Genomic DNA, 23,806 nt, shown 5'->3' with positions numbered 1-23,806 from the left:
GATTTGCGCAAAACACGGGCTCAGGTCAAGAGCACGCCCACGTCAAGAGCACGCCCACGTGGCGTCTACGCGCGGCCAGAGGACGGAAGGGTTCGGCTTCGAGAGAATCTCTTCGGCTGTCCTTCTTTCTGGCCGTTCGGAACGGGAACGATCAAGGGAAGGGAGTGCCCTAGTCGTTCGGCACCATGACCATCTCGTCGGCCAATGCGGTGAAACGGTGATCTGAATATCCTGTTTTTAGCGACTTCCAGAACTCGGCCATCTCAGCGTCCGATATGGCGCCGCACCGAGCCAGAAGCGCTGTTTATCCATTGAACGCTTTCCAAGCTTCGGTGCCGAGCGCTGCGGCTCCCTCGAGGCCGGCGGCCACCGATTTCCAGAGAACGATGACTATAAGGAGCAGCGAGAACGTCAAGAAGGTGCGGATAAGGAAGAGATGCGCCATCCGAATACAGGTGATTTTGGCATTGGCCTCGTCGCGATTCTTCCGGACAGCACAGAGCATCTCCTTCACCAGATGCTGCTCCGGATCAGGGGACGCTGCTGCCTGGAGCAGTTCAGTAATATCGACACGGCTGTAGACCGAAACCTTCAAGGTTCGAAATGACCACACGCCACACGCTAGCAGGTAGGCCATGCCGAAGATGAAGACGGCCAGAGTGACGATGCCGAACGCGTCTCCGGGTGAATTTGGGGCCTGTTGAAAGAAGTCGGTCACGAGCGAACCAAGGATCGGTACGATCGCGGCGATGACGGCCAGGTAGAGGGACGCCTTTGTTTCGGCGCCTTGCTTTCGTTCGTTCTCCGCGGCCGTCAGTTGCCTTGCGTGCTCCATAGTTTCAGGCAGTTTCCAAGTAACCGACCGGATCGCCGCAAGCTCGCCCTCACGATCTTCCTTCGCGTGCTTCGCTGCGGAGCAGGGTATTGGATCGGGAACTGGCCAGAAAAACTCCCTGACGCGTTTCATATGCGACCGATCCTTTCGAGCTCGTCCACTATCGCCGAAGATATCGGCGCGCCAGTGCGGTTTTCGATCCAAGCCCACTGACCATTCGGATTGCATTCTAGGAACCAGTATCGCCCTTCAGTATCGAGAACGAGATCGATGGCACCGAACCTGAGATCTAGCTGCTGCACAAGGAGTATGCACAATGCCTCGATATCCGTCGGCAGTTCGACGAGCTCGTGAGCGAGATCGGGAACGGAGCCCCTACGCCAGTCTGTGACTGTCTCGCTCCTTGACTGGGAATCGATGGCAACCGCGAACACCCGCTCGCCCACGACGGTCACTCGAAGATATCGTTGCTTGGCGATCTCCGTCTGATAGATGGCAGGGACAACGCTGATGGCTTGCCTGTCAGACTCGGCGATTTCAGGCAGGCGTGTAGTGTAGATCACCTGTTCTGTATCGGGCGAGCCGACCAATGCCTGTCTCAGCGGCTTGCCGATGACCGTCTTACCCGTGGCGAACTGGCGAACTTCGCTGAACGAGTTAGAGACCAGCGTCTGGGGGGCGGCGAACCCCAGTGACTTGGCCAGCCGCAGTTGACGGGGCTTATCCTCCGCCATCAGAATCGCACTCGGATGGCTGAACCATCGGTCGCCGAGGTAGAGATACACCGACTTCAGCGCCGACGCCCATTCGTTGGTGCGATACTCGCGATATTCCTCCGGCGATGAGGTGAGCGCGGGGATTTCGGGACGACGGAAATAGGCTGATCTGACGTCGGAAAGCCTAAGCTCGTTGTCTCCAAAACGCAGGTCGAAGGTGTCGTCCTGCAGGGAGAATGCGAGCTCCGAAGCAGGGAAGATCTCGGTGTTGAGCCTGAAGAAAGACCGACCGCGCCGCTTCAACTCCCTGACGATATAGTCGCTTGTGATGTCTCGCTGATTGGTGACGATGAGGCAATCCATCGAGGCACAACGGTCACCAGAGTCCGTGCCCTTGAGGATCCGTGTCATCGCTTTCGAGCTGAGCGTGCGTCTTGGTAATCAGTTCGAGGATCGCGCCGACTGACATGTTCCGATCCCCGCCTTCATTTGGGTTCCCATCCGTTTTCGTCGTGAGTTCGAAAAGCGGGATATCGGCATCGTCCGTCTCCTGCTGAACCTTGGTCTTCGTCAGGAGCTCAGCCAGATCCGTGCGATGTGCAATCAATGGCACCCGACCTTCTGGGCCGTCGACGGTCCAAAGACTCTCGGCGCTGTCATAGCCTCCAGTCAAAGTCGCTCCTGCCGACCTCGTGACAGCGAAGCGAGCTAGGAATGGCACCTCGCTTGATGATCCGTGCATGGTCTCAATTCTCGACATCGGCATGGTCGCCTCAAGTCCGCTAGCAGAAGGATTTAGTAAACGAGCTACAGTGTACTCACAACGGTTTAGAAGCTAATACAAGTGAACGCCATGGGCACCGCTCCGTTTTTATGAAAATCGGAGGACACGAACGCGGGCCGTGTCTGTTCAGAGTTTTTAGATCACGCGCCCGTTTTTCCTGACCCATTTCAATATGTCCCCAACCGCTTTGATAAGCTGCTCGGGCACCGCGGTTGCATCATTGAGAATGTCGAATGAACGCCTTGGCATGGTGCCAAAGACAGCAGGAAAGTTGGCGTTGACGGCTTCCCATATTTTCTGGGCTGCACCGCCTGTCGCGCCGATTGGGATGGGCGTTCGTCCTAGCGCTTTCAGTATGTCGTACTCGGCTATCACGCCGTCTGCGACCACGACGGAGTTGCCGTCAATTTTGGCGCCGCATATGAAGACGCAAGCTCCCGCTTGGCGGACGAGATCTTCCCGGTAGCGACGGTAAAATTCTTGCCGATCCTGTCCGGGCGGAATGAGCTGCGGGAAGGGCCGGAGGAAAAGCCGACGCTCAAGATTCGGAGCGACATCACGATAGAGTTCATCGAGCGCGCCTGACAGGGTCGCACTGCCGACAACGAGGCCGAATCCCGACACAATGCGGTAGTTCTCGTGGATTAGGAATTTGCCCACGCCTTGAGCCACCGCCTCGATCTTTCGCCGATAGTCGGGTTCTCCTTCGGGAAGTACCTCAGGGCAGCTGCCGGATACCATCACGCTTGCCGCGGCGAGCCTCTGCTCGACGGCTTTCATTAGTTCATCCAACTCTGCCCAAGCGTCGACTTCGATGCATTGGATTCCGTAATTTTCCAGGTCCTTGACCCACAGCTTGTGTCGCCGATCTGCATATGCGAAACGCGCCTTGGCACCGCGACCTGCGAAGTCTCCGCGTTGCGGACGTTTGACGACCGCATAGTGCTCAGGCGGCATATCGCCGAATGAGTCCCGGATAAGAGTGAACAACTGGGAGAGATTGGGGTCCGTGAACGAAAAGCCAAGGAACAGCATGCGCCGGGAAACAAGGTGGCTGTGCAGCAGGTTCAGGAACTCGCCGCGCTCACGGCGGTAGCCTTCATAGTCCCCCTTGGCGATCACGACATCAGATGGATTTCCCACCGTACCGTGCATTTTGTACAACTGTGCGTGTGCAGCAGGGTTGTTGATGACGAGATTTTGCTTCGTTGTATTGACCTCGAGGAAAAGTCGTTGCTCCCGCCACGCTCGTTCGAGAAGCTCGTCGTAATTCGTGGTCCAGATGTGTTTCAATGGGAAGCGGGCGAGCGTGTGAAGGATTTCGGGGATTCGCTTGTCAATGCCGATCTCCTTTGAAATCAGGCTAGCAAGACGGGTGCGCTTTCTCCCCGCGCTGTTCAGGAAATATTGCACCACTCCCGGAAGATCGGTTTCCAGGTTCACGTCAAGGCCGATGTCCTCCGCCAAGTCGTGCACGAGGTCTTTCCAACTCGGATAGCCCGCGCTTGTCGATAGGCCAGCGCCGACAAACAACCCCGCGTTTTCCTGTTGCAGGGCCTGAACGTATTCCTCAATGAATTTCTCGTGGCGCATCAGGTGAGACTTCTTCCTGACTACGCGCGCGCCATCATCAGCCGTTCGATTGCCCGCCCAAGCTGATCGGATGTCGAGAAATCTATGACAGGAGCGCGGTAGCTAGAGAGTAGTGGAGGGACGAAACCGGGACTGTCTGCCGAGCCGAACTGGTCACGGAGATGGTGAATGCGAACACCCAAAAGCAGGTTGCCACGAAGCGCAGACTGCTCGATCTCATATCCAACGTATTTCCGGGATGCCGTCTGAGCCCCAATGCACACAACCGTGACGCTGGTTCGTTCCAAACCTTTATCGATCAGGCGCTTGATCGCGGCATCGCCTTGACGTTTGGCCTCTTCCCACAGGGAGGCGTCGTGCCAGCCAGCGGCGGCCGCGCCGTCGATGATGTTGCTATTGCGAACGATGTTCACGCGCCAAATATCGCGCTGATAGTGGAAGCTGAAAAATGTGCGGTATGCCATTGGTATTCCTATCGTAGGTAGGACAAAGGATCGCGTGACGCGGTGGCCCAGAATTTGAGCGGAAATGAAGTTGCGAGCCCGTAGACCTGTCCGGGTGTCATGATCCGCCGTAAGAGTTCTGGTGTCGCCGAGACCTTCAGCTTCTGCATCGCGTCGATCTCGACTACTGGGTAAAGACCGAGGAACTCGCGACCGCGGTAGGGATCATTCGCGCTCCGAACCACGGGAAGGACGCCCACCTTGCCCTTGGCTGCATCGAACCATCCCAGTTCCCAGCACATCCATTTCGACTGGTCAGCGTTCTGGGTGTCCAGGAAAAGGAGTGAATCGCTGTGCTTCATTTTCTCGCGAACATAGTGCGCATTCTCGGGTGTGACGTTTGCGCGATCTGTGTCGGGTGAGTCGATCCAATCACAGAAAACAGTCAGACCGAGGTCTTCCGTCAGAATTGCGTAGACCCCCAACACAAGTTCTCGATCCCTGATGGTTTGCGACAAGAACACGTCGTAGTTGCTCTTGTCGGCCCTCGCGACGGAGTTCAAGGCTCTCTCCACAGTCATGCCCTGGCGTTGCGCCCGGCTCTGGGCGCGGCGCCTAACTTGGTCCTCGGTCAGAAAAGCCAATCCGGCCCCCTTTGGATTTCGTTTCGCTCCTAAGAATCATTTTCCGGGCGCCGAGGCACCCGGAATCTACCGCTTTTGGGAGGGACTCACCTGGCGGGGCGAAATTTGCGTTTAACGCGCGCAGGAGCAAAGTTTCGCGGCCGATCTAGCGCCGATAGGTCGCTTGCTCAAGAATTGCCTGGCGTTTGCGCTATCCTTCCTTCTCACCTTCCGATGGTCTGACGAGCGGCCGTCGAGCCGCTCCAGGTACAAAACATTGGCTTTCAGGTACCCAACTTTGAGTGTGGCACCATCGGTGCTCCTTCTCAGCTGCACCCGCTCGTAGAACCGCAGGTGTCGCACTTCTCGCAGGTTCCGTTCCGCACCATGGTGAAGTTGTGGCATTCCGAGCATTCGTTGCCGGTGTAGCCTTGCATCAAGGATTGCTGACGCCGCGTGGAGGCAAGCGCCTTTGCCTCGGCCGCTTCTTTCGCTGCTTCGTCGGTGAACAAACCGGTGGGGTCGGCTGCCTCCTCGGAAACAATATCTTCGACCAATTCCTTGGCTCGCTCCTCATAGTCGCGCTTGTAGGCGATGGCTTCGTCGCTTGCTGGTTTAAGCGCCAGCACATTGGAGCCTGAGAACGCAGTTGGGGTGACCCGGGCAGGGGCCGCGGCAGGTGATCCGGCAAAACCCTTGGGTTCGCCACCTAGGCCAGACACCAACTTGACCGGCGAGGCGCCGCGGGTAAGGCCCTTCGAGAACGGCGTCGCCTTGCCTTCGTTGATGCCGCGTCCGAGCGCCGTCTTGTCGAAATCCGACTGGTCGACATGGGCGAGGTCGTGGCGGCCGAGGTAGGACACGGCGAGTTCGCGGAACACGTAGTCGAGGATCGACGTCGCGTTCTTGATCGCGTCGTTGCCCTGCACCATGCCGGCCGGCTCGAATTTGGTGAAGGTGAAGGCCTCGACAAATTCCTCGAGCGGCACGCCATATTGCAAGCCAAGCGAGATGGCGATGGCGAAGTTGTTCATCATCGCCCGGAAAGCGGCGCCTTCTTTGTGCATGTCGATGAAGATCTCGCCGATGCGGCCGTCGTCGAATTCGCCCGTGCGCAGGTAGACCTTGTGGCCGCCGACGACTGCCTTCTGGGTGTAGCCCTTGCGGCGATTCGGCAGTTTTTCACGATCGCGGTAGAGGCGTTCGATGACGCGCTCGACGATCTTCTCGGTGACCTGCACGGCACGCTGTGAAGCGGGCGCCGCGATCAACTGCTCGACCGCATCGTCCTCGTCGTCCTCGCTGTCGGCGAGCAGCGACGAATTGAGCGGCTGCGACAGCTTCGAGCCGTCGCGATAGAGCGCGTTGGCCTTCAGCGCCAGCTTCCACGACAGCATGTAGGCGCCCTTGGCGTCTTCCACCGTCGCATCGTTGGGCATGTTGATGGTCTTGGAGATGGCGCCGGAGATGAAAGGCTGTGCCGCCGCCATCATCTGGATGTGGCTGTTGATGGACAGCGAGCGCTTGCCGATCTTGCCGCACGGGCTGGCGCAGTCGAACACCGCGAGATGCTCGGCCTTGAGGAAGGGCGCGCCTTCCAGCGTCATCGCACCGCAGACATGGATGTTGGCGGCTTCGATGTCCTTCCTGGAGAAGCCGAGCGCCGGCAGCATCTCGAACGAGAAGTCGTTGAGCTGCTCGTCGGTGAAGCCGAACGTCTCCTTCACCCAGTCGGCGCCGAGCGTCCACTGGTTGAAGACGAACTTGATGTCGAAGGCCGACTTCAGTGCTGCATTGAGCGCCGCGATCTTGTCATCGGTAAAGCCCTTCGCCTTGAGCGAGCCGGGGTTGACCGCCGGCGCCTGGTTCATGTTGCCGTGACCGACCGCATAGGCCTCGATCTCGGCGATCTGGCTTTCTGAGTAACCCAGCGTGCGCAGCGCTTCCGGCACGGCGCGATTGATGATCTTGAAATAGCCGCCGCCGGCAAGCTTCTTGAACTTCACCAGCGCGAAGTCGGGCTCGATGCCGGTGGTATCGCAATCCATGACCAGGCCGATCGTGCCGGTCGGCGCAATCACGGTCGCCTGCGCATTGCGGTAGCCATGCTCTTCGCCGAGTTCGATGGCGCGGTCCCAGGCAGCCTTGGCGTGCGTGGCCAATTCCTGCTGCTTCAGGTCGGACGCGACCAGCGGCACCGGATTGACGGCGAGCTTCTCGTAGCCCTGTTTCTCGCCATAGGCGGCACGGCGATGGTTGCGCATGACGCGCAGCATGTTCTGGGCATTGCGGTCGTAATCGGCGAAGGCGCCGAGCTCGCCGGCCATCTCGGCCGAAGTGGCATAGGCAGTGCCGGTCATGATGGCGGTGAGTGCGGCGCAGATGGCGCGGCCCTCGTCGGAATCATAGGGAATGCCGGACGTCATCAGCAGGCCGCCAATGTTGGCATAGCCGAGGCCGAGCGTGCGGTACTCGTAGGACTGCTTGGCGATCTCCTTCGACGGGAACTGCGCCATCATCACCGAGATTTCGAGGACGACGGTCCACAGCCGCACCGTGTGCTCATAGGCGGCGATGTCGATCGTGCCATCGGCATTGCGGTAGGGCAAAAGGTTGATCGAGGCGAGGTTGCAGGCCGTGTCGTCGAGGAACATGTATTCCGAGCACGGGTTGGAGGCCCGGATCGCACCGGCCGAAGCGCAGGTATGCCAGTCGTTCATCGTCGTGTTGAAATGCAGGCCCGGGTCGGCCGACGCCCAGGCGGCGTAGCCGATCTTTTCCCAGAGGTCGCGAGCCTTGAGCGTCTTCAAGACCTTGCCGTCCTTGCGGGCGGTCAGGTGCCAGTCGGCATCGTTCTCGACGGCGCGCAGGAAATTGTCCTTCAGCGACACCGAATTGTTCGAGTTCTGGCCCGAGACCGTGAGGTAGGCATCGGAATCCCAGTCGGTGTCGTAGGTCTTGAACGACATCGAGGTGTAGCCCTGCTTGGCGAACTGGATGACACGGTAGATGTAGTTCTCCGGCACGGCCGACTTCTTGGCCGCCTTGATCTCGCGCTTCAGCGCGGTGTTCATCGACGGGTCGAAGCAATCGTCATCATGGCCTTCGCAATTGATGCAGGCCTTCATGATCGCTTCGAGATGTTTTTTCACGATCTTGGAGCCGGTGACCAGCGACGCCACCTTCTGCTCTTCATTGACCTTCCAGTCGATGAATTCCTCGATATCGGGATGGTCGGCGTCGACAATGACCATCTTGGCCGCACGACGCGTGGTGCCGCCCGACTTGATGGCGCCCGCCGCGCGGTCGCCGATCTTGAGGAAGCTCATCAGGCCGGACGAACGGCCGCCGCCCGACAGCTTTTCGCCTTCGCCGCGCAGCATGGAGAAATTGGAGCCGGTGCCCGAGCCGTATTTGAACAGGCGCGCTTCGCGCACCCACAGGTCCATGATGCCGCCTTCGTTGACGAGATCGTCCTGCACGCCCTGGATGAAACAGGCATGTGGCTGCGGATGCTCGTAGGAGGACTTCGACTTGGTCAGCTTGCCGGTAAACGGGTCGACATAATAGTGGCCCTGGCTCGGACCATCGATGCCGTAGGCCCAGTGCAGACCGGTGTTGAACCATTGCGGCGAGTTCGGCGCAACGCGCTGGGTGGCGAGCATATAGGCGAGTTCGTCGCGGAAGGCGCTCGCGTCTTCTTCCGACTTGAAGTAGCCGCCCTTGTAGCCCCAATAGGTCCAGGTGCCGGCCAGCCGGTCGAAGACCTGGCGGGCGTCGATTTCGGAACCGTAGCGCTCGGCTTCCGGCAGCTTGGCAAGCTCGGCCTCGTCGGCGACGGAGCGCCACAGGAAGGAGGGGACGTCGTTCTCCTCGACCTTCTTCAGGCGCGCGGGCACGCCGGCCTTGCGGAAATACTTCTGCGCCAGGATGTCGGCGGCAACCTGCGAGAACTGCGCCGGCACATCGATATTGTCCAAGCGGAACACCACCGAGCCGTCCGGATTCTTGATCTCCGAAAGCGCCTTGCGGAATTCGATCTCCGCGTAAGCTGATTGGCCTGGCTTGGTGAAACGACGCTCGATGCGCATTGGTCCGGTCCCTTTTGTCTATATATAGCGCTTTTCCCCGGGGATTTCTGCCCCCAATGCGAAACGCGCATGTCCGCCGTCTGCCGGCGTTCGAAAACACCGGCTCTCCTTGTGGCAGTCTTCGTCGCCTTGCTGGTCGAGCTTCTTACGAAGCCGCTGTTCCAACTCTGCGCCGAACCCTGCGGGTCCCTCAAAACTGAATTTTTCCTCGATTCCCTCGACCGAGGGAAATTCACACTATCTAGCGTCGAACCTGCCTGCAAACACTAAATATAGTGTTAACAGACAATTTATTCCAGTCCGACAAATCTCCCTTTTCGCTCCCGAAGCCCCCACGATCCAACGCTTCCGCCAGCCTCGTAAACAGGCAGAAATCATGGCCAAAACGCACAAAATCCGGGAAAAATGACCGGGCTCGAAACTCTCCGGTCGCGCCCTCAACAAGAGCACATGGCACATAAAAGGCGACTCGGTTTGCGTCGTCAAGGATTCGTTTGCGTAGCTTTTGTGACCCCAACATCTTGTGTGTCACATATGTGGATAACGGGGACAAAAAGCGGCTGAGGAAAGCCGATTCTGCCGGCGTGGACCGCTGGTGAGCGGTTCACCCGAGACAGGCCCGGCCGGATTCTGGCTCACAGCCTTTTCATTTTAGCTGGCGTGCATTATGTCTTTGGCGTCGCGCGGGGGCGCGTCTTGTCAATTCCAAGAGCATCCGTTACGCCCCGCTCATGACAGTTACCGTCCGTTTTGCCCCCTCACCAACCGGCCGCATTCATATCGGCAATGCCCGCACCGCCTTGTTCAACTGGCTGTTTGCCATGAACAACAAGGGCCGTTTCATCCAGCGCTTCGACGACACAGACATTGCCCGCTCGAGGCAGGAATTTTCCGACGCCATCCTCTACGACCTGCACTGGCTGGGCATTTTTCCCGACGCCACCGAATACCAGTCGCGGCGCTTCGAAACTTACGACGCGGCAGTGGAGCGGCTGCAAAGGGCCGGCGTTGTCTATCCCTGCTACGAGACCCCCGAAGAACTCGACCTGCGCCGCAAGGTGCGCCGCACGCGCGGCCTGCCGCCGGTCTATGGCCGCGAGGCGCTGGCGCTTTCGCAGCAGCAGATCGCCGAATACCGCTCCGATGGCCGCCGGCCGCACTGGCGCTTTCTGCTGCCGAATTTCACCAGCGATCCGCTGCAGCCCGAGCGCACCGAAATGCACTGGAACGATCTGGTGCGCGGCGAGGAAACCGTCGATCTGGCCTCACTGTCCGATCCGGTGCTGCGGCGTGAGGACGGCACTTATCTCTACACGCTGCCTTCGGTCGTCGACGACATCGAGATGGGCGTCAGCCATGTCATCCGCGGCGACGACCACGTCACCAACACCGGCGTGCAGATCGCGTTGTTCAAGGCGCTAGGCGCCGAGCCGCCTGTCTTCGGCCACCACAATCTCTTGACCACGGCCTCGGGCGAGGGCCTGTCGAAGCGCAGCGGTGCGCTGTCGATCGAGAGCTTGCGCGAGGAGGGCATCGAGCCGATGGCGGTTGCCTCGCTGGCCGTCCTTGTCGGCACCTCGGAAAATGTCGCGGCGGTGCATGACATGCCGGCACTGGCCGCGCGCTTCGATCCCGCCGCCACGTCGAAATCGGCGGCCAAATTCGACCCGGACGAGCTGTTCGTGCTCAATCGTGCGCTCATGCACCACATGCCTTTTTCCGAGGCGCGGGACCGGCTGATCGTGCTCGGCATCTCCGGCGACAAGGCCGAGCCGTTCTGGCTGGCGGTGCGCGGCAATCTCGACCGGCTGAGCGACGCGGTCGGCTGGTGGCGCATCCTTGCCGACGGCCCGCAGCCGGCGCCGGAATTTTCCGACGAGGATCGCGACTTCCTGCAGCAGGCCTTCGACCTGTTGCCGGAAGAGCCGTGGACCGGTACGGTCTGGAAAGACTGGACGGCCAGGATCAGGGAAGCCAGCGGCCGCAAGGGCAAGGCGCTGTTCATGCCGCTCAGGCTGGCGCTTACCGGACTTGCTTCCGGGCCGGAGCTTGCAGATCTATTGCCGCTGCTGGGTCGGGAAGGAACGCTGGCCCGACGACCCTGACCTTGCGCTGGTCCGGCGGGATCAGCCACACCGGCGACACCACCGGCTTGACGGCAAGGCGCTTGATGGCGGCGCGGTCGAGCCCGCCTTGTACGTTCGCCAGCGTCTCCGGATCCGCGCCCGGATCGGGTCTGGCCGCCGGCACCGGAATGAATGGCGTTGTCTCGGTATCAGGCTGCGATTGCTCGGGCGGTGGCGGGTTGCCTCCGATGATCTCGAAATTTCCGGCCTGCGCATTGCAGCCACAAGCCAGCGGCCGCGACATGTTGGGCTGTTTGTAGAGATAGGCGGTCGGCAACTCGCTGTAGGGCCTGCCGGTCACCGACGACGTCATGTTGGCCGAATCGTCTTCCATGCCGCGCGAATAGAACACCTGCATTTCGGTGCCGGGGCAGCTCGATTCACAATTCTTCTGGTCGCGCTCGAAATCGCCGAGCGAAGCCGAGTTCGACATCGGGAAGAAATAGCCGTCGCAGGTGCGCACGCAGCTCGTATGGAACTCGCCGCCAACCGTCGGGAAATCCGGCACGCCGGGCTGATTGAGCACCCGGCGCACATTGCGCTCCTCGCCGAGATCATCGGGCTGATCGAGCGTGTCGATCTGCCGGTTGCCGCCGAAAAGCTGGTCGAACAGATTGCCGTCGTCGGGTTCGCGGCTGGCTTCCTGCAGCGGCTCCCGGCGCGGCGCGGGCTCGTCACGGCAGCCATTGGCGTCGAGCGCGGCCAGGATGCGGCCGCGGTCGCGCCGCGAGCCGCCGGCAAGCTGCGCGCGCTTGGCTTGCAACGCATCGAGATTGGCGTTCATGCGATCGATGCTGCTGTTCAGCGCAGCACATTGGCTGACATTGCGCGAAAACAGCGAAAACCCGCAATTCGCATCGCTCGCACGACCGCGCACCTTTGATAGCTGTTCGAACTGGCGGGAGATGGCCTTGTCATACTTCCGCACCATGCTGGAATTGCCGCCGCCATTCGATGAAGAAGCAAGCTCGGCTTCCAGTTGACGGCAAACGCGGGAGGCGGCCTGCGGTTCAGTGGTGGCGACGGCCGAAAGCACAAGCGCGCCGAGCAGCGCAGCCAGGTGCTTCAGCCTCCATCGTCCGCCCGTCATTGCCCGAACCCCGCTTGCTTGCCTGTCTACCGGATTCGCGGTTAACCGTTCCCTCAATCTACAACCAAAGATGGTCTTAGCCCATAGAGGCGTTGCAGGAGGCGTTTGGATAGGGCCGCAACTGTGCGATCTCACCGCTGCATGAAAAAGGCGCAATCGCCCCGGAATTATCCCACGATCCAGCAATGCCCCGGGGAGCTGGCATGATCGCGATTACCCGTCGAACCGCGCTGCAGTTCGGTCTGTTGTGCCTGGCGGCGCCCGCCGCCCGGGCGCAGGAAAATCCGGCCGCTCCGGACTGGCGCAGCAAATTGGTCGAAGCCGCGCGTGAGCAGATCGGCGTCACCACCTTCTACGACCCGGCCTATGTCCGCCTCGGCTATCCCGGCGGCGACGTCGCGCCGGATAGGGGCGTGTGCACGGATGTCATCGTGCGCGCCTATCGCCGCGCCTTCAATCTCGACCTGCAGAAACTGGTGCATGAGGATATGGCCGCCAATTTCGCCGCCTATCCCAAGACCTGGGGCCTGAAAGCGACCGACCGCAACATCGACCACCGACGGGTCGGCAATCTTGCCGCTTTTTTCGGGCGCAAGGGAGTTTCCTTGCCCGCCAGCGAGTATCCTCCCGACTTTCAGCCGGGCGATATCGTCACCCAGATGCTGCCCGGCAACCTGCCGCACATCGTCATCGTCTCATCCGAACGCTCGGCGGACGTGCCGGAACGAGCGCTGGTCATCCACAATATCGGGGCGGGCGCCCGCGAGGAGGACACGCTGTTTGCCTTCAGGCAGACCGGGCATTACCGTTTCGTGCCTGCGTGAGAAACTCAGCCGAAATTAACCACCGCCTGCGCCTTGTGCGCCGCCTCGACCACCGCCAGCGCCGTCATATTGACGACGCCGCGCGACGTCACCGACGGCGTCAAAATATGCGCCGGCTTGTCGGTGCCAAGCAGGATCGGGCCGACATGCAGCGCATCCATCATCGTGCGCAGCGCGGTCAGCGTGATGTTGGCGGAGTCGAGGTTGGGGAACACCAGGAGATTGGCTTCGCCCTTCAGCCGCGAATGCGGATAGACGCGCTGGCGCAGATGCTCCGACAGGGCTGAATCGGCATGCATCTCGCCGTCGCATTGCAGGTCGGGCGCAACGCGCGCCAGGATCGCCGCTGCCTGCCGCATCTTCAGCGCGCTGGGAGAATCGCGCGAGCCGAAATCCGAATGCGACAGCAGCGCTGCCTTCGGCTCGATGCCGAAGCGCTGGATTTCCTCCGCCGCCAATATGGTCATTTCGGCGATTTCCTCGGCCGTCGGGTCGACCGAGACATGGGTGTCGGTGAGGAAGATGATGCCGCGCTGCGAGATCAGCATCGACAGCGTCGACAGGTCGCGGTCCTTGACGCTCGCGCGTGGTCCGATGACCAGCGTCACATTGCGCAGATGCCGCTCGAAACGGCCCTCGAGGCCGCAGATCATGGCGTCGGCGTCGCCGCGTTTGAGGGCCAGTGCCGCAATCACCGTATTGTCGGTGCGCACCATGGTGCGCGCGGCCTCCGTCGTCACGCCGCGCCGGCCGGCAAGCTCGATCAACAGGTCGACATAATGGCGGTAGCGCGGATCGTCTTCCGGGTTGATCAGGCCGAAATCGACGCCCGGCTTGATACGCAGGCCGTAGCGCTTCAGCCTGACCTCGATGACGTGCGGGCGGCCGATCAGGATCGGCTCGGCAATGCCTTCCTCCAGCACCACCTGGGCTGCGCGCAGCACGCGCTCGTCCTCGCCGTCGGCATAGATGACGCGCTTGGCGTTCGAAGCCTTGGCCGACGAAAACACCGGCTTCATCACCAGGCCGGAGCGGAAGACGAAGCGGTTGAGCTGGTCGATATAGGCGGCGAAGTCGGTGATCGGCCGGGTCGCGACGCCGGTGTCGCAGGCAGCCTTGGCCACCGCCGGCGCGATGCGCAGGATCAGGCGGGGATCGAAGGGCGAGGGGATAAGGAAGTCGGGTCCGAAGATCGGCGTCTCGCCGGAATAGGCGCGGGCGGCGACGTCGGATGGTTCCTCGCGGGCAAGGGCAGCAATTGCCCTGACCGCGGCCATCTTCATCTCCTCGTTGATGGCGCTGGCGCCGCAATCCAGCGCACCGCGGAAGATGTAAGGAAAACAAAGCACGTTGTTGACCTGATTGGGGAAATCGGAACGGCCGGTGCAGATCATCGCGTCGGGACGAGCGGCGCGCGCGACCTCCGGCATGATCTCGGGATTGGGGTTGGCCAGCGCCAGGATCAACGGCTTAGGCGCCATATGATCAAGCAATTCCGGCTTCAGCACGCCAGCGGCCGACAGGCCGAGAAAGACGTCGGCGCCAGGGATCACATCGGCCAGCGTGCGCGCCTCGGTGTCCTTCACATATGGGTCTTTCCAGCGATCCATCTCGTCGGTGCGGCCCTTGTAGGCGACGCCGAAGCGGTCGGTGACCCAGATGTTCTCTACCTTGGCGCCAAGCGAGACCAACAGGTTGAGGCAGGCGAGCGCTGCCGCACCGGCGCCTGAGGTGACGATCTTGATGTCGGAAATGGTCTTGCCGGCGAATTCCAGCCCGTTGAGCACCGCGGCGGCGACGATGATGGCGGTGCCATGCTGGTCGTCATGGAAGACGGGAATGCCCATGCGGGCCTTCAACTGCGCCTCGACCTCGAAGCATTCGGGCGCCTTGATGTCCTCGAGATTGATGCCGCCGAATGTCGGTTCCAGCGCCGAGATCGTCTCGACCATGCGCTCTATGCCCGGCGCGTCGATCTCGATGTCGAAGACGTCGATGCCGGCGAATTTCTTGAACAGCACCGCCTTGCCTTCCATCACCGGCTTGGAGGCGAGCGGGCCGATATTGCCGAGGCCGAGAACGGCCGAGCCGTTGGAGACGACGCCGACCAGATTGGCGCGCGCCGTGTAGTCGGCGGCGGTCGCCGGATTGTCGCGGATTTCGAGGCAGGGGGCGGCAACACCAGGCGAATAGGCCAGCGCCAGATCGCGCTGGTTGCCGAGTGGCTTGGTCGCCTGGATCTCGAGCTTTCCCGGCCTTGGATGCTTATGGAAGTAGAGGGCGGCTTCGTCGAGGTCCGAACGTGCCGTTTTCTTGTTCTCGCCTTCCATGCGGCCGCTCCCTCAAACCTGCTTTGCAGCCTTTTAGCACGCAAAAATGGTTTTTCGCGACGCCAAATGACGCAAGGGCGGCTAAAACAACCCGGTCCGGAAAGATCGAACTATTTCAAATGATTGCGCTGAAATCCTGCCGATTATCCATCGAGCCCTTCAGAACGCGCTGACATAGAGGCCGCCATCGACGGGGATGTTCTGGCCGGTGAGATAACCGGCATGGACCGAGCACAGAAAGGCGCAGATCTGGCCGAACTCTTCCGGCGTGCCGAGCCGCTTGGCCGGAACGTCGGCGCTGATGCGGGTCTTGCGCGCTGCGGCCGCTGCCGGGTCTTCCATCGTGCCGGCCTCATGCGGGCCGCGCAGCCGGTCGGTGTCGAGCTTGCCCGGCAGCAGGCTGTTGATGGTGACGTTGCGGTCGATCACCGTGCGCGCCACGCCGGCCAGGAACGAGGTCAGCCCGGCTCGCGCGCCGGACGACAGATCGAGGCCCGGAATCGGGACGTAGACCGACAGCGAGGTGATGTTGACGATGCGGCCGAAGCCGCGCATGGCCATGCCGTTGATGACGGCCTGCACCAGTTCGATCGGCGTCACCATGTTCTGCGTCACGCCTTCGAGGATCTTTGCGCGGTCGAGTTCGCGGAAATCGCGCAAGGGCGGGCCGCCATTGTTGTTGACCAGGATATCCGGGTCGGGGCAGGCGGCAAGGAGCGCGTGCTGCACGTCGGGTTTCGAGACGTCGCCGACGATCTCGGTCACCTTCACGCCGTAGCGTTCGCGCAGTTCGGCTGCGGTTTTTGCCAGCAGCTCGGCATTGCGGCCGTTGACGACGAGATCGCAGCCGGCCTCGGCCAGCGCCATGGCGCAGCCGCGGCCCAGCCCTTTGCTCGATGCGCAGACGATGGCCTTCTTGCCCTTGATGCCCAGATCCATGACGATTTTCTCCTGTGAATGGCGCGGCACGCTAGCCCTTTGGCTGGCCCAATCGCAACCGTCATACGGTTGTTGCATGAATCGAGGCATAGCCTGCGCGAAAGCAACGGTGACGATCTGATGTCCGGTACAGAAACCCGCACTTTCCGCAGCATGTTCATATCCGACCTGCATCTCGGATCGAAGGCGGCCAAGGCCGAGTTCCTGATCGATTTCCTGCGGTATCACGACGCCGATATCATCTATCTCGTCGGTGATATCGTCGACGGCTGGCGGCTGCGGCGCAGCTGGCATTGGCCGCAGAGCCACAATGACGTCGTCCAGAAACTGCTGCGCAAGGCGCGCAAGGGCACCTCGATCACCTATATCGCCGGTAATCACGACGAATTCGCGCGCCAGTTCCAAGGCGTGCATTTCGGCGGCATCGTCGTTGCCGACCGCGCCATCCACGAAACCGCCGATGGCAGGCGCCTGCTGGTCATCCACGGCGACCAGTTCGATACCGTCGTCCACAATGCACGCTGGCTGGCCTACCTCGGCGACTACGCCTATGACGCCGCGATGGTGGTCAACCGCGTGGTGACGAGGCTCCGCCATATGCTCGGCCTTCCCTACTGGTCGTTCTCGTCCTGGGCCAAGGTCAAGGTCAAGAAGGCGGTGAACTTCATCGGCTCGTTCCAGACGGTGCTGACCGAGGAGGCCCGCCGCTCGCATGTCGACGGCGTCATCTGCGGCCACATCCATCACGCCGCCATCGAGACTTATGAGGATGTGCAGTACATCAACACCGGCGACTGGGTGGAGAGCTGCACGGCGGTGGTCGAACATTTCGACGGCAAGATGGAGATCATCCACTGGGCGCTGGTGCTGCCCGAAGCACCGGACGAGCCGTTCATCCCCTTGCTGATCGAAGACAGGGTCGTCGAAGCGGCATAACCCTCCTGTTAATCGACTGGCCCAGGCAGTTTCGGACCGCTTTCGCGCATGTTAAGGGATCGATCTGCGTTGCAGCCCTTTGTGCAGCGTAATTGGATCGATTCATGTCGCTGCCGCCGCTCTCGCCCGAACAACTCGTCAAGCCGCGCCATTTCGAACTGCGCATGAGTCTGATCTTCGCGACATTATTCGTGTCGCTGGGAACGCATGTGCCTTATTTCCCGCTGTGGCTGCATGCCCAGGGTTTCCACGCCGAGCAGATCGCCATCATCCTGGCGGCGCCGATGTTCCTGCGCGTGGTGACGACGCCGCTGCTGACCGCGCTGGCGGACCGGGCGAAGGACAGGGCCGATGTCTATATCGCGCTGGTGGCCGCGACGATGGTGCTTTCCGCCGGCTATTTCCTCACTCCCACCTATGCGGCGGTGCTTGCCGTATCGCTGGCGCTGACGGTGGTGTGGACGCCGCATTCGCCGATCGCCGATTCGCTCGCGCTGTCGGGCGTGCGCCGCTTCGGCTCGAACTACACCGCGATGCGCAAATGGGGCTCGATATCCTATCTCTGCGCCAACGTCGCAGGCGGCTTTATCCTGGCCTGGACGAGCCCGCAGGCCGTGCCGGTAATCATCTTTGCGGCGCTGTCTGCCGCGCTCGTCGCCGGATTGCTGGCGCCGCGGCTTGGCCGCCCGCGCCGCGCTTCGCCGCTATCTGCCGCCGACATCCAGCATCAGGCGCCGAGCCTTCTCAATCCGTATTTCCTGTATTTCACCCTCGGCGTCGGCATCATCACCGCCAGCCATGCCTTCCTCTACGGCTTTGTCTCAATCTACTGGAAATCGGTCGGCATCAGCGATTCCGTCGTTGGCCTGCTGTGGGCCTGGGGCGTAGTGGCCGAGGTCTGCATGTTCGTGTTTTTCAACCGTATTTTTGCCTCGGTCTCGGTCGTCAAGGTGATGCTGATCGCCGGCATCGGCTCCATCGTGCGCTGGATCGCCTTTCCGCTGATCTGGCCACTCGGGCTTGGCGTCGCCGGTTTCTTCGGCGTCCAGACCCTGCATTCGGTGTCGGTGGCGATGGTGTTGATCGGCCTGCAGAAGATGATCGGCGAAACGGTTTCGGAAGAACGCACGGGTGCGGCGCAAGGCATTGCCTATTTCTTCAACGGCTTCTTCATGGCGGCGGTGACGCTGGCGTCCGGCCCGCTTTACGAGCGCTACGGCGTCGACGGCTTCCTGGCGATGATCCCGATCGCCATCGTCGGCCTGGCGCTGATCGGGCTCGCCGCGCGTTCAGCCCCACAGCATCCTGTCAGGCGGTGACACCAGCGACCCCTGGTACACGAGGCCGGGCTGGCGGTCGCGGGCAAGCAGCAGCGGACCGTCGAGGTCGACGAAGTCGGCGCCTTGCGCCAAAAGCACTGCCGGCGCCATCGCCAGCGACGTGCCGACCATGCAGCCGACCATCACGCCGAATCCCAGCTCCCGGGCGCGGTTGCGAAGGGTAAGGGCGGCGGTCAGGCCGCCGGATTTGTCGAGCTTGATGTTGACGGCGTCATAGAGGCCGACAAGCGTTTCGAGGTCCTTCGCCTCGTGGACGCTTTCGTCTGCGCAGATCGGCACCGGATGCGCGATGTGGCGCAGGATGGCATCATGGCCGGCGGGAAGCGGCTGTTCGATCAGGGCTATGCCATGTTCGGCGGCGAAAGCGAGATTCTCGATGATGTTGGCATCGATCCAGCCTTCATTGGCGTCGAGGATGATGCGGCTGTCGGGCGCCGCTTCGGTCACGGCGCGGATGCGGGCCATGTCGTTGTCGCCGCCAATCTTGACCTTGAGCAGCGGCCGCCCGGCATTGGCGCGGGCTTGCGCCGCCATTGCCTCCGGCTCGCCCAGCGACAGCGTGTAGGCCGTCTCCAGCGCCGACAAGGGCACAACGTGGATGGCGTCCGCGACCGCAACGCCGCTGATCTTGGCCTCCAGGTCCCACAAGGCGCAATCGATGGCGTTGCGGGCAGCACCCGCCGGCATCGCATCGAGCAGTTCCTTGCGGCTGATGCCGCCTTCTATCTGCCGGCGCATGGCCTCGATGGCGTCGCGCACCCCCTCCATGGTCTCGCCATAGCGCTTGTAGGGGACGCATTCGCCCCATCCGCGATTGTCCCCATCACTGATCGTGCAGGTAATGACTTCGGCTTCGGTCTTCGACCCGCGCGAGATGGTGAAGGTGCCGGCAATGGGAAAACGCTCGGCCTCAACCGAAATGACACGCGCCATAATTTTCTGCTCCGGCTATGCGACAACGCGTCGTCGGCAAATCGACAGGTACGACCCGTCAGGCTAAACAGGACGCCATGTTGACCATCGGCAAACGCGACGCAAGCGGCAACGCCGCCAAGGAGGCCGACCACCAGCCCCGCGTTGCGGTCGGCGAGGAGGGCGGCGTCCTCGGCTGCGCGTTCTCCGGCATCTGGACGACAACGACAGTGGCGCTGATCGACGCCGAGATGCGCAAGATCGAGCAGCGCAAAGGCTTCCAGACGCTCGCTTTGGATCTTTCCCACATCGAGAAGATGGACACCGCCGGCGCCTGGCTGATCGATCGCCTGGTCAGTGTCTTCGAAAAGAAGGGTGTCGAGATCAAGATGCAGGGGCAAAGCGATGTCGCCTCGATCCTGCTCGGCGCCGTTGGCGAAGCTGTCCGGCGCGAGCCCGAATCGCGCGGCGTCCGGCGCCCCAACATCATCCTCCGCGGGCTGGAGGCGGTCGGCCGCCGCATCTATGAGATGCGCGATGATTTCCTCGCCTCGATGAACATCCTCGGCGCCACCATCGGCGGCGCCCAGATGAAGCTCGGGCGCGGCCATGCCATCAATCCGGCGGCGATCTTCAACCAGATCGATCGCATGGGGGTCGGCGCCATCCCCGTGGTGGTGCTGATGTCGGCGATCGTCGGCGCCATCGTCGCCCAGCAGGGCGCCTACCAGCTCAATTATTTCGGCGCCAACATTTTCGTTGTCGATCTGGTCGGCGTGCTGATCCTGCGCGAACTCGGCGTGCTGATGACCGCCATCATGATCGCCGGCCGCTCCGGCAGCGCCATCACCGCCGAGATCGGCTCGATGAAGATGCGCGAGGAGGTCGACGCGCTGAAGGTCATCGGCCTCAACCCGATCGGCGTGCTGGTGTTTCCGCGCCTGGTGGCGCTGGTGATCGCGCTGCCCTGTCTCACCATCGTCGCCAATTTTGCCGCTCTTGGCGGCGGCATCCTAGCCGCCTGGCTTTATTCCGGTATTGCGCCGACGGCCTTCATCGACCGGCTGCGCGGGGCAATCGATATCAGCACCATCTTCGCCGGGCTGATCAAGGCGCCGTTCATGGCCATGATCATCGGTACCATTGCTTCCGTAGAAGGCATGAAGGTCGGCGGCAGCGCCGAATCGCTGGGTCTGCACGTCACCGCCTCGGTTGTGAAATCGATCTTCGTCGTCATCATCCTCGATGGCCTTTTTGCCATCTTCTACGCATCGATCGAGTTCTGACATGATGCACAGAAACTCAAAGGCGACCAAAGCTGTGCAGGGAATGGAAGAAGACGATATCGTGCTGTCGGTGCGCGATATCACCGTTTCCCTGGACGACAAGCTGATCCTCGACAAACTGGCGCTCGACATCAAGCGCGGCGAAATCCTCGGTTTCGTCGGCGCCTCGGGCGCCGGCAAATCGGTGCTGCTGCGCACGATTCTCGGCCTGCTGCACAAGCAGTCCGGCACGATCAAGCTGTTTGGTCTCGACCTCGAAAAGGCCAGCGACATCGAACGGTTGCGCATCGATATGCGGCTTGGCGTGCTTTTCCAGCACGGCGCCCTGTTTTCGGCGTTGACCGTGCAGGAAAACGTGCAGGTGCCGATGCGCGAATATCTCGATCTGCCGAAGAAACTGATGGACGAGCTGGCCTTGCTCAAGATCGAACTGGTCGGCCTGCCGCCGGACGCCGCGCAAAAATTTCCCTCGGAGCTTTCGGGCGGCATGATCAAGCGCGCCGCCCTGGCGCGGGCGCTGGCGCTCGACCCCGATATCGTCTTCCTCGACGAGCCGACTTCCGGCCTCGACCCGATCAGCGCGTCCGAATTCGACGAACTAGTGGTCAAGCTGCGCGATACGATGGATTTGACGGTCTATATGGTGACGCACGATCTCGACACGCTGTTTACCGCTTGCGACCGCGTGGCGGTGCTCGGCAACAAGAAAATCCTGGTCGAAGGCACGATCGGCGACATGCTGAAAAGCGAAGAACCGTGGGTCAAATCCTATTTCCGCGGAAAACGGGCTCGGCAACTTGATCTTGCCGCGCGCGCATAGACATAAGTGGGGCAATGGAAACCAGAGCCAACTACGTAATTGTCGGCATTTTCACCCTGGCTGCAATCCTGGCGGCGTTCGGGTTCGTCTATTGGACCGCCCAGATCGGTGATCGCGGCGAGACGGCGGAGCTGCGCGTGCGCATTCAGGGTTCGGCCTCCGGCCTCGGCCCCGGCAGTCTGGTGCTGTTCAACGGCGTCAAGGTCGGGGTGGTCAAGCGCGTCTATTTCGACCGCAATGACCCCAATGCCGCCATTGCTACGACCGAGATCGACCAGACAACGCCGCTCACCAAATCGACGCAGGCCGATATCGGCATCGCCAGCCTTGCCGGCCAGGTCAACATCGAATTGAAGGGCGCCGATCCAAAGGAACCAAATCTCCTGGAAGAGGCGGCAAAGGAAGGCAGGACCGCCGAGATCGTCGCCAATCCATCGGCGGTCACCAACCTGCTGCAGACTGCGCAGAATATCTTCACCCGTGCCGACAAGGTGCTTTCCGAACTCGAAGGTTTCACCAGGGATGTGCGCGGGCCGCTGACCCAGACCGTCAAGAACGCCCAGACATTTTCCGATGCGCTGGCCAGGAATGCCGACGGCATCGACAAGTTCCTGACCGCCGTCAGCGCGCTGTCGGATGAGCTGAAGGGTGTTTCCGGCAAGCTCGACGGCACGCTGAAGGCTGCCGAAGGCCTGCTCAATGCCGTCGACAAGGACAAGATCAAGAGCATCGTCGCCAATGTGGACGCCGTCACCGCCAATCTGAAGGAGACCAGCGGACAGCTCGACGGCGTGATCAAGAACGTCGATACCGCGGTCGGCTCGGTCAACGATTTCGCCACGCGCACGCAAGGCACGCTGGCCAAGGTCGACAATGTGCTCGACGGCATCGATCCGGCACAAGTGCGCGTGGCGCTCGCCAACATTCAGAAGGCCAGCGAAAATGCCAACAAGGCCGCCGCCGACATCGCCAAGGTGACCGACAAGTTCGCCGACCGGGCCGACGACATCGACGAGACGATCAAGGACGCCAAACAGCTTGCGTCGCGCCTCAACGATGCCTCGGTGCGCGTCGACGGCATCCTGAAAAGGGTCGATACGCTGCTCGGTTCGGGCCAAGCCGACGGCGTCATGGCCGATGCCAGGGACACGCTGAAGTCGTTCAAGCAGGTCGCCGACACGCTGAACGCCCGGCTTGGCACGATCACCGACAACATCGCGCGCTTCTCGGGCCAGGGCCTGTCGAATGTCGAGGCGCTGGTCCAGGACAGCCGGCGTTCGATCAGTCGCATCGAAGAGGCGGTGACCGATCTCAGCCGCAACCCGCAGCGCATCCTGTCGGGCGGCGACGGTGAGGTCCGGCAGTTCGATGGCAGGGCACGGCGTTGACTTCCGTGCACGCCCGCAGCAATTACATGGACCGCGGATGCGGATTCATCATACGATCCGGGGACAGTGGGGATCACGCGTGACGTTCGGGTTGGGTGGGTATAGATCGGCAGTCGTTTTGCTTGGCTTGACGCTGGCTGGTTGCGCGGCATTGGGAGGCAAGCCGGCGCCGCTCGATACGTTCGAGCTGTCCGCCCCGTCGATCGACGCCCGTGGCCACAGCCGCCGCCAGATCCTGATCGCCCAGCCCTCCGCGCTCAAGGCGCTGGACAGCCAGAACATCGTCATCAAGCCGTCAGATCGCTCGATCCAGTATCTCAAGGGCGCGCAATGGGCCGACCGGCTGCCGCTGATCGTGCAGGCGAGGCTCGCCGAAACCTTCCAGCGCTCCGGCAGCTTTGCCGGCGTCGGCAAGCCGGGCGAGGGGCTGGCGATCGACTACCAGGTGATCGTCGAGATCCGCTCCTTCGAAGTCCGCGTCAATGGTGGCGAGCATGCCGAGGTCAATCTCTTCGTGCGCATCCTGAATGACCGCAACGGCGAGGTGCGCGCCTCGAAGAGCTTCACCGCATCCGCTCCCGTTTCGGGCAGCGGCAATCCGGCCTATGTCAACGCGCTCGACAGCGCCTTCGGCGAGGCGGCGAAGGATATTGTGGGCTGGACGGATTCGGTGATCTGAGCCGGTCGAGGCTTCGAACGATCGTTCGTCGCGTTAGCCATCACTCGACCA

At 61.6% G+C, this 23,806-nt stretch carries 19 protein-coding genes; 8 read left to right on the top strand and 11 right to left on the bottom strand.

The window, feature by feature from the left end; translation table 11 throughout:
• Positions 1 to 304: 304 nt before the first annotated feature.
• The 7 genes from NKJ57_RS05075 to NKJ57_RS05045 form a co-directional block, all read right to left on the bottom strand.
• Positions 305 to 967, bottom strand: coding sequence for a Pycsar system effector family protein (locus NKJ57_RS05075; RefSeq protein ID WP_352512666.1), 663 nt, complete (start codon positions 965 to 967; stop codon positions 305 to 307).
• Entirely contained in the window at positions 964 to 1,962 is a 999-nt protein-coding gene (locus NKJ57_RS05070) for an MvdC/MvdD family ATP grasp protein (RefSeq protein WP_352573656.1), read from the bottom strand. Before NKJ57_RS05070 ends, NKJ57_RS05075 begins: the two co-directional genes overlap by 4 nt.
• The gene (locus tag NKJ57_RS05065) at positions 1,928 to 2,224 is read right to left on the bottom strand and encodes a hypothetical protein (RefSeq protein ID WP_352512662.1); all 297 of its coding nucleotides are present in this window, start codon (positions 2,222 to 2,224) and stop codon (positions 1,928 to 1,930) included. Before NKJ57_RS05065 ends, NKJ57_RS05070 begins: the two co-directional genes overlap by 35 nt.
• Before the next feature lie 246 nt (positions 2,225 to 2,470).
• A complete protein-coding gene (locus NKJ57_RS05060) occupies positions 2,471 to 3,928 on the bottom strand; it encodes an SIR2 family protein (protein ID WP_352512660.1) in 1,458 nt (485 codons plus the stop codon).
• 20 nt (positions 3,929 to 3,948) lie between these two features.
• On the bottom strand, positions 3,949 to 4,392 hold the full coding sequence (locus tag NKJ57_RS05055) for a TIR domain-containing protein (protein ID WP_352512659.1): 444 nt from the start codon (positions 4,390 to 4,392) through the stop codon (positions 3,949 to 3,951).
• Between the two features lie 8 nt (positions 4,393 to 4,400).
• Positions 4,401 to 4,934, bottom strand: coding sequence for a hypothetical protein (locus NKJ57_RS05050; protein WP_352512657.1), 534 nt, complete (start codon positions 4,932 to 4,934; stop codon positions 4,401 to 4,403).
• A 386-nt stretch (positions 4,935 to 5,320) separates the two neighbouring features.
• Positions 5,321 to 9,085, bottom strand: a complete 3,765-nt coding sequence (locus NKJ57_RS05045) for a vitamin B12-dependent ribonucleotide reductase (RefSeq protein ID WP_352512656.1) — start codon at positions 9,083 to 9,085, stop codon at positions 5,321 to 5,323.
• Between the two features lie 731 nt (positions 9,086 to 9,816).
• On the opposite strand from NKJ57_RS05045, the gene gltX reads away from it, so the two are divergent.
• Positions 9,817 to 11,190, top strand: coding sequence for a glutamate--tRNA ligase (gene gltX, locus NKJ57_RS05040; RefSeq protein ID WP_352512654.1), 1,374 nt, complete (start codon positions 9,817 to 9,819; stop codon positions 11,188 to 11,190).
• On the opposite strand, the gene NKJ57_RS05035 is transcribed toward gltX, so the two are convergent.
• Positions 11,108 to 12,301 (bottom strand): DUF2865 domain-containing protein, encoded by a 1,194-nt coding sequence (locus tag NKJ57_RS05035; protein ID WP_352512652.1) that lies wholly within the window; start codon positions 12,299 to 12,301, stop codon positions 11,108 to 11,110. The two genes, gltX and NKJ57_RS05035, sit on opposite strands and share 83 nt — an antisense overlap.
• 203 nt (positions 12,302 to 12,504) lie before the next feature.
• On the opposite strand from NKJ57_RS05035, the gene NKJ57_RS05030 reads away from it, so the two are divergent.
• Complete coding sequence (locus tag NKJ57_RS05030) at positions 12,505 to 13,125, top strand: DUF1287 domain-containing protein (RefSeq protein ID WP_352512650.1); 621 nt, start codon at positions 12,505 to 12,507, stop codon at positions 13,123 to 13,125.
• Positions 13,126 to 13,130: 5 nt separating this feature from the next.
• On the opposite strand, the gene NKJ57_RS05025 is transcribed toward NKJ57_RS05030, so the two are convergent.
• Both NKJ57_RS05025 and NKJ57_RS05020 read right to left on the bottom strand, forming a co-directional pair.
• Positions 13,131 to 15,455 carry an NADP-dependent malic enzyme gene (locus NKJ57_RS05025; RefSeq protein WP_352512648.1) on the bottom strand — a complete coding sequence of 775 codons (2,325 nt, stop codon included), beginning with the start codon at positions 15,453 to 15,455 and terminating at the stop codon, positions 13,131 to 13,133.
• A 159-nt stretch (positions 15,456 to 15,614) separates the two neighbouring features.
• The gene (locus tag NKJ57_RS05020) at positions 15,615 to 16,394 is read right to left on the bottom strand and encodes an SDR family oxidoreductase (RefSeq protein ID WP_352512646.1); all 780 of its coding nucleotides are present in this window, start codon (positions 16,392 to 16,394) and stop codon (positions 15,615 to 15,617) included.
• Positions 16,395 to 16,514: 120 nt separating this feature from the next.
• Here NKJ57_RS05020 and NKJ57_RS05015 point away from each other — a divergent pair, with 120 nt between their 5' ends.
• Together NKJ57_RS05015 and NKJ57_RS05010 are read left to right on the top strand one after the other, a co-directional pair.
• On the top strand, positions 16,515 to 17,330 hold the full coding sequence (locus NKJ57_RS05015; RefSeq protein WP_352512644.1) for a UDP-2,3-diacylglucosamine diphosphatase: 816 nt from the start codon (positions 16,515 to 16,517) through the stop codon (positions 17,328 to 17,330).
• A gap of 104 nt (positions 17,331 to 17,434) precedes the next feature.
• Positions 17,435 to 18,649 (top strand): MFS transporter, encoded by a 1,215-nt coding sequence (locus tag NKJ57_RS05010; protein ID WP_352512643.1) that lies wholly within the window; start codon positions 17,435 to 17,437, stop codon positions 18,647 to 18,649.
• Here the strand turns inward: NKJ57_RS05010 and dgcA are convergent.
• Positions 18,620 to 19,603 carry an N-acetyl-D-Glu racemase DgcA gene (dgcA, locus tag NKJ57_RS05005; RefSeq protein WP_023690143.1) on the bottom strand — a complete coding sequence of 328 codons (984 nt, stop codon included), beginning with the start codon at positions 19,601 to 19,603 and terminating at the stop codon, positions 18,620 to 18,622. The genes NKJ57_RS05010 and dgcA overlap by 30 nt on opposite strands.
• A 77-nt stretch (positions 19,604 to 19,680) precedes the next feature.
• Here dgcA and NKJ57_RS05000 point away from each other — a divergent pair, with 77 nt between their 5' ends.
• From NKJ57_RS05000 to NKJ57_RS04985, 4 genes are read left to right on the top strand one after another with little or no spacing between them, the layout of a single operon-like run.
• On the top strand, positions 19,681 to 20,868 hold the full coding sequence (locus NKJ57_RS05000) for an MlaE family ABC transporter permease (RefSeq protein ID WP_023708615.1): 1,188 nt from the start codon (positions 19,681 to 19,683) through the stop codon (positions 20,866 to 20,868).
• Between the two features lies 1 nt (position 20,869).
• Positions 20,870 to 21,688, top strand: a complete 819-nt coding sequence (locus NKJ57_RS04995) for an ABC transporter ATP-binding protein (RefSeq protein WP_488494662.1) — start codon at positions 20,870 to 20,872, stop codon at positions 21,686 to 21,688.
• Between the two features lie 14 nt (positions 21,689 to 21,702).
• Positions 21,703 to 23,076, top strand: coding sequence for an MlaD family protein (locus tag NKJ57_RS04990; protein ID WP_023708614.1), 1,374 nt, complete (start codon positions 21,703 to 21,705; stop codon positions 23,074 to 23,076).
• Between the two features lie 37 nt (positions 23,077 to 23,113).
• Positions 23,114 to 23,755, top strand: a complete 642-nt coding sequence (locus NKJ57_RS04985; RefSeq protein WP_502897930.1) for an ABC-type transport auxiliary lipoprotein family protein — start codon at positions 23,114 to 23,116, stop codon at positions 23,753 to 23,755.
• Positions 23,756 to 23,806: the final 51 nt, after the last annotated feature.

The organism is Mesorhizobium sp. M0077 (assembly GCF_040322955.1).
In the GTDB taxonomy this organism is placed as follows: Bacteria; Pseudomonadota; Alphaproteobacteria; order Rhizobiales; family Rhizobiaceae; genus Mesorhizobium.
The sequence above is the reverse complement of the archived record's forward strand: the minus strand, read 5'-3'. Positions and strand labels throughout refer to the sequence as shown.

Excerpts from the sequence above, each read along its gene's own strand:
- NKJ57_RS05075 (WP_352512666.1), bottom strand. The coding sequence starts at position 967 with ATGAAACGCGTCAGGGAGTTTTTCTGGCCAGTTCCCGATCCAATACCC.
- NKJ57_RS05070 (WP_352573656.1), bottom strand. The coding sequence starts at position 1,962 with ATGACACGGATCCTCAAGGGCACGGACTCTGGTGACCGTTGTGCCTCG.
- NKJ57_RS05060 (WP_352512660.1), bottom strand. The coding sequence starts at position 3,928 with ATGCGCCACGAGAAATTCATTGAGGAATACGTTCAGGCCCTGCAACAG.
- NKJ57_RS05055 (WP_352512659.1), bottom strand. The coding sequence starts at position 4,392 with ATGGCATACCGCACATTTTTCAGCTTCCACTATCAGCGCGATATTTGG.
- NKJ57_RS05045 (WP_352512656.1), bottom strand. The coding sequence starts at position 9,085 with ATGCGCATCGAGCGTCGTTTCACCAAGCCAGGCCAATCAGCTTACGCG.
- gltX (WP_352512654.1), top strand. The coding sequence starts at position 9,817 with ATGACAGTTACCGTCCGTTTTGCCCCCTCACCAACCGGCCGCATTCAT.
- NKJ57_RS05035 (WP_352512652.1), bottom strand. The coding sequence starts at position 12,301 with ATGACGGGCGGACGATGGAGGCTGAAGCACCTGGCTGCGCTGCTCGGC.
- NKJ57_RS05030 (WP_352512650.1), top strand. The coding sequence starts at position 12,505 with ATGATCGCGATTACCCGTCGAACCGCGCTGCAGTTCGGTCTGTTGTGC.
- NKJ57_RS05025 (WP_352512648.1), bottom strand. The coding sequence starts at position 15,455 with ATGGAAGGCGAGAACAAGAAAACGGCACGTTCGGACCTCGACGAAGCC.
- NKJ57_RS05020 (WP_352512646.1), bottom strand. The coding sequence starts at position 16,394 with ATGGATCTGGGCATCAAGGGCAAGAAGGCCATCGTCTGCGCATCGAGC.
- NKJ57_RS05015 (WP_352512644.1), top strand. The coding sequence starts at position 16,515 with ATGTCCGGTACAGAAACCCGCACTTTCCGCAGCATGTTCATATCCGAC.
- NKJ57_RS05010 (WP_352512643.1), top strand. The coding sequence starts at position 17,435 with ATGTCGCTGCCGCCGCTCTCGCCCGAACAACTCGTCAAGCCGCGCCAT.
- dgcA (WP_023690143.1), bottom strand. The coding sequence starts at position 19,603 with ATGGCGCGTGTCATTTCGGTTGAGGCCGAGCGTTTTCCCATTGCCGGC.
- NKJ57_RS05000 (WP_023708615.1), top strand. The coding sequence starts at position 19,681 with ATGTTGACCATCGGCAAACGCGACGCAAGCGGCAACGCCGCCAAGGAG.
- NKJ57_RS04995 (WP_488494662.1), top strand. The coding sequence starts at position 20,870 with ATGATGCACAGAAACTCAAAGGCGACCAAAGCTGTGCAGGGAATGGAA.
- NKJ57_RS04990 (WP_023708614.1), top strand. The coding sequence starts at position 21,703 with ATGGAAACCAGAGCCAACTACGTAATTGTCGGCATTTTCACCCTGGCT.
- NKJ57_RS04985 (WP_502897930.1), top strand. The coding sequence starts at position 23,114 with ATGCGGATTCATCATACGATCCGGGGACAGTGGGGATCACGCGTGACG.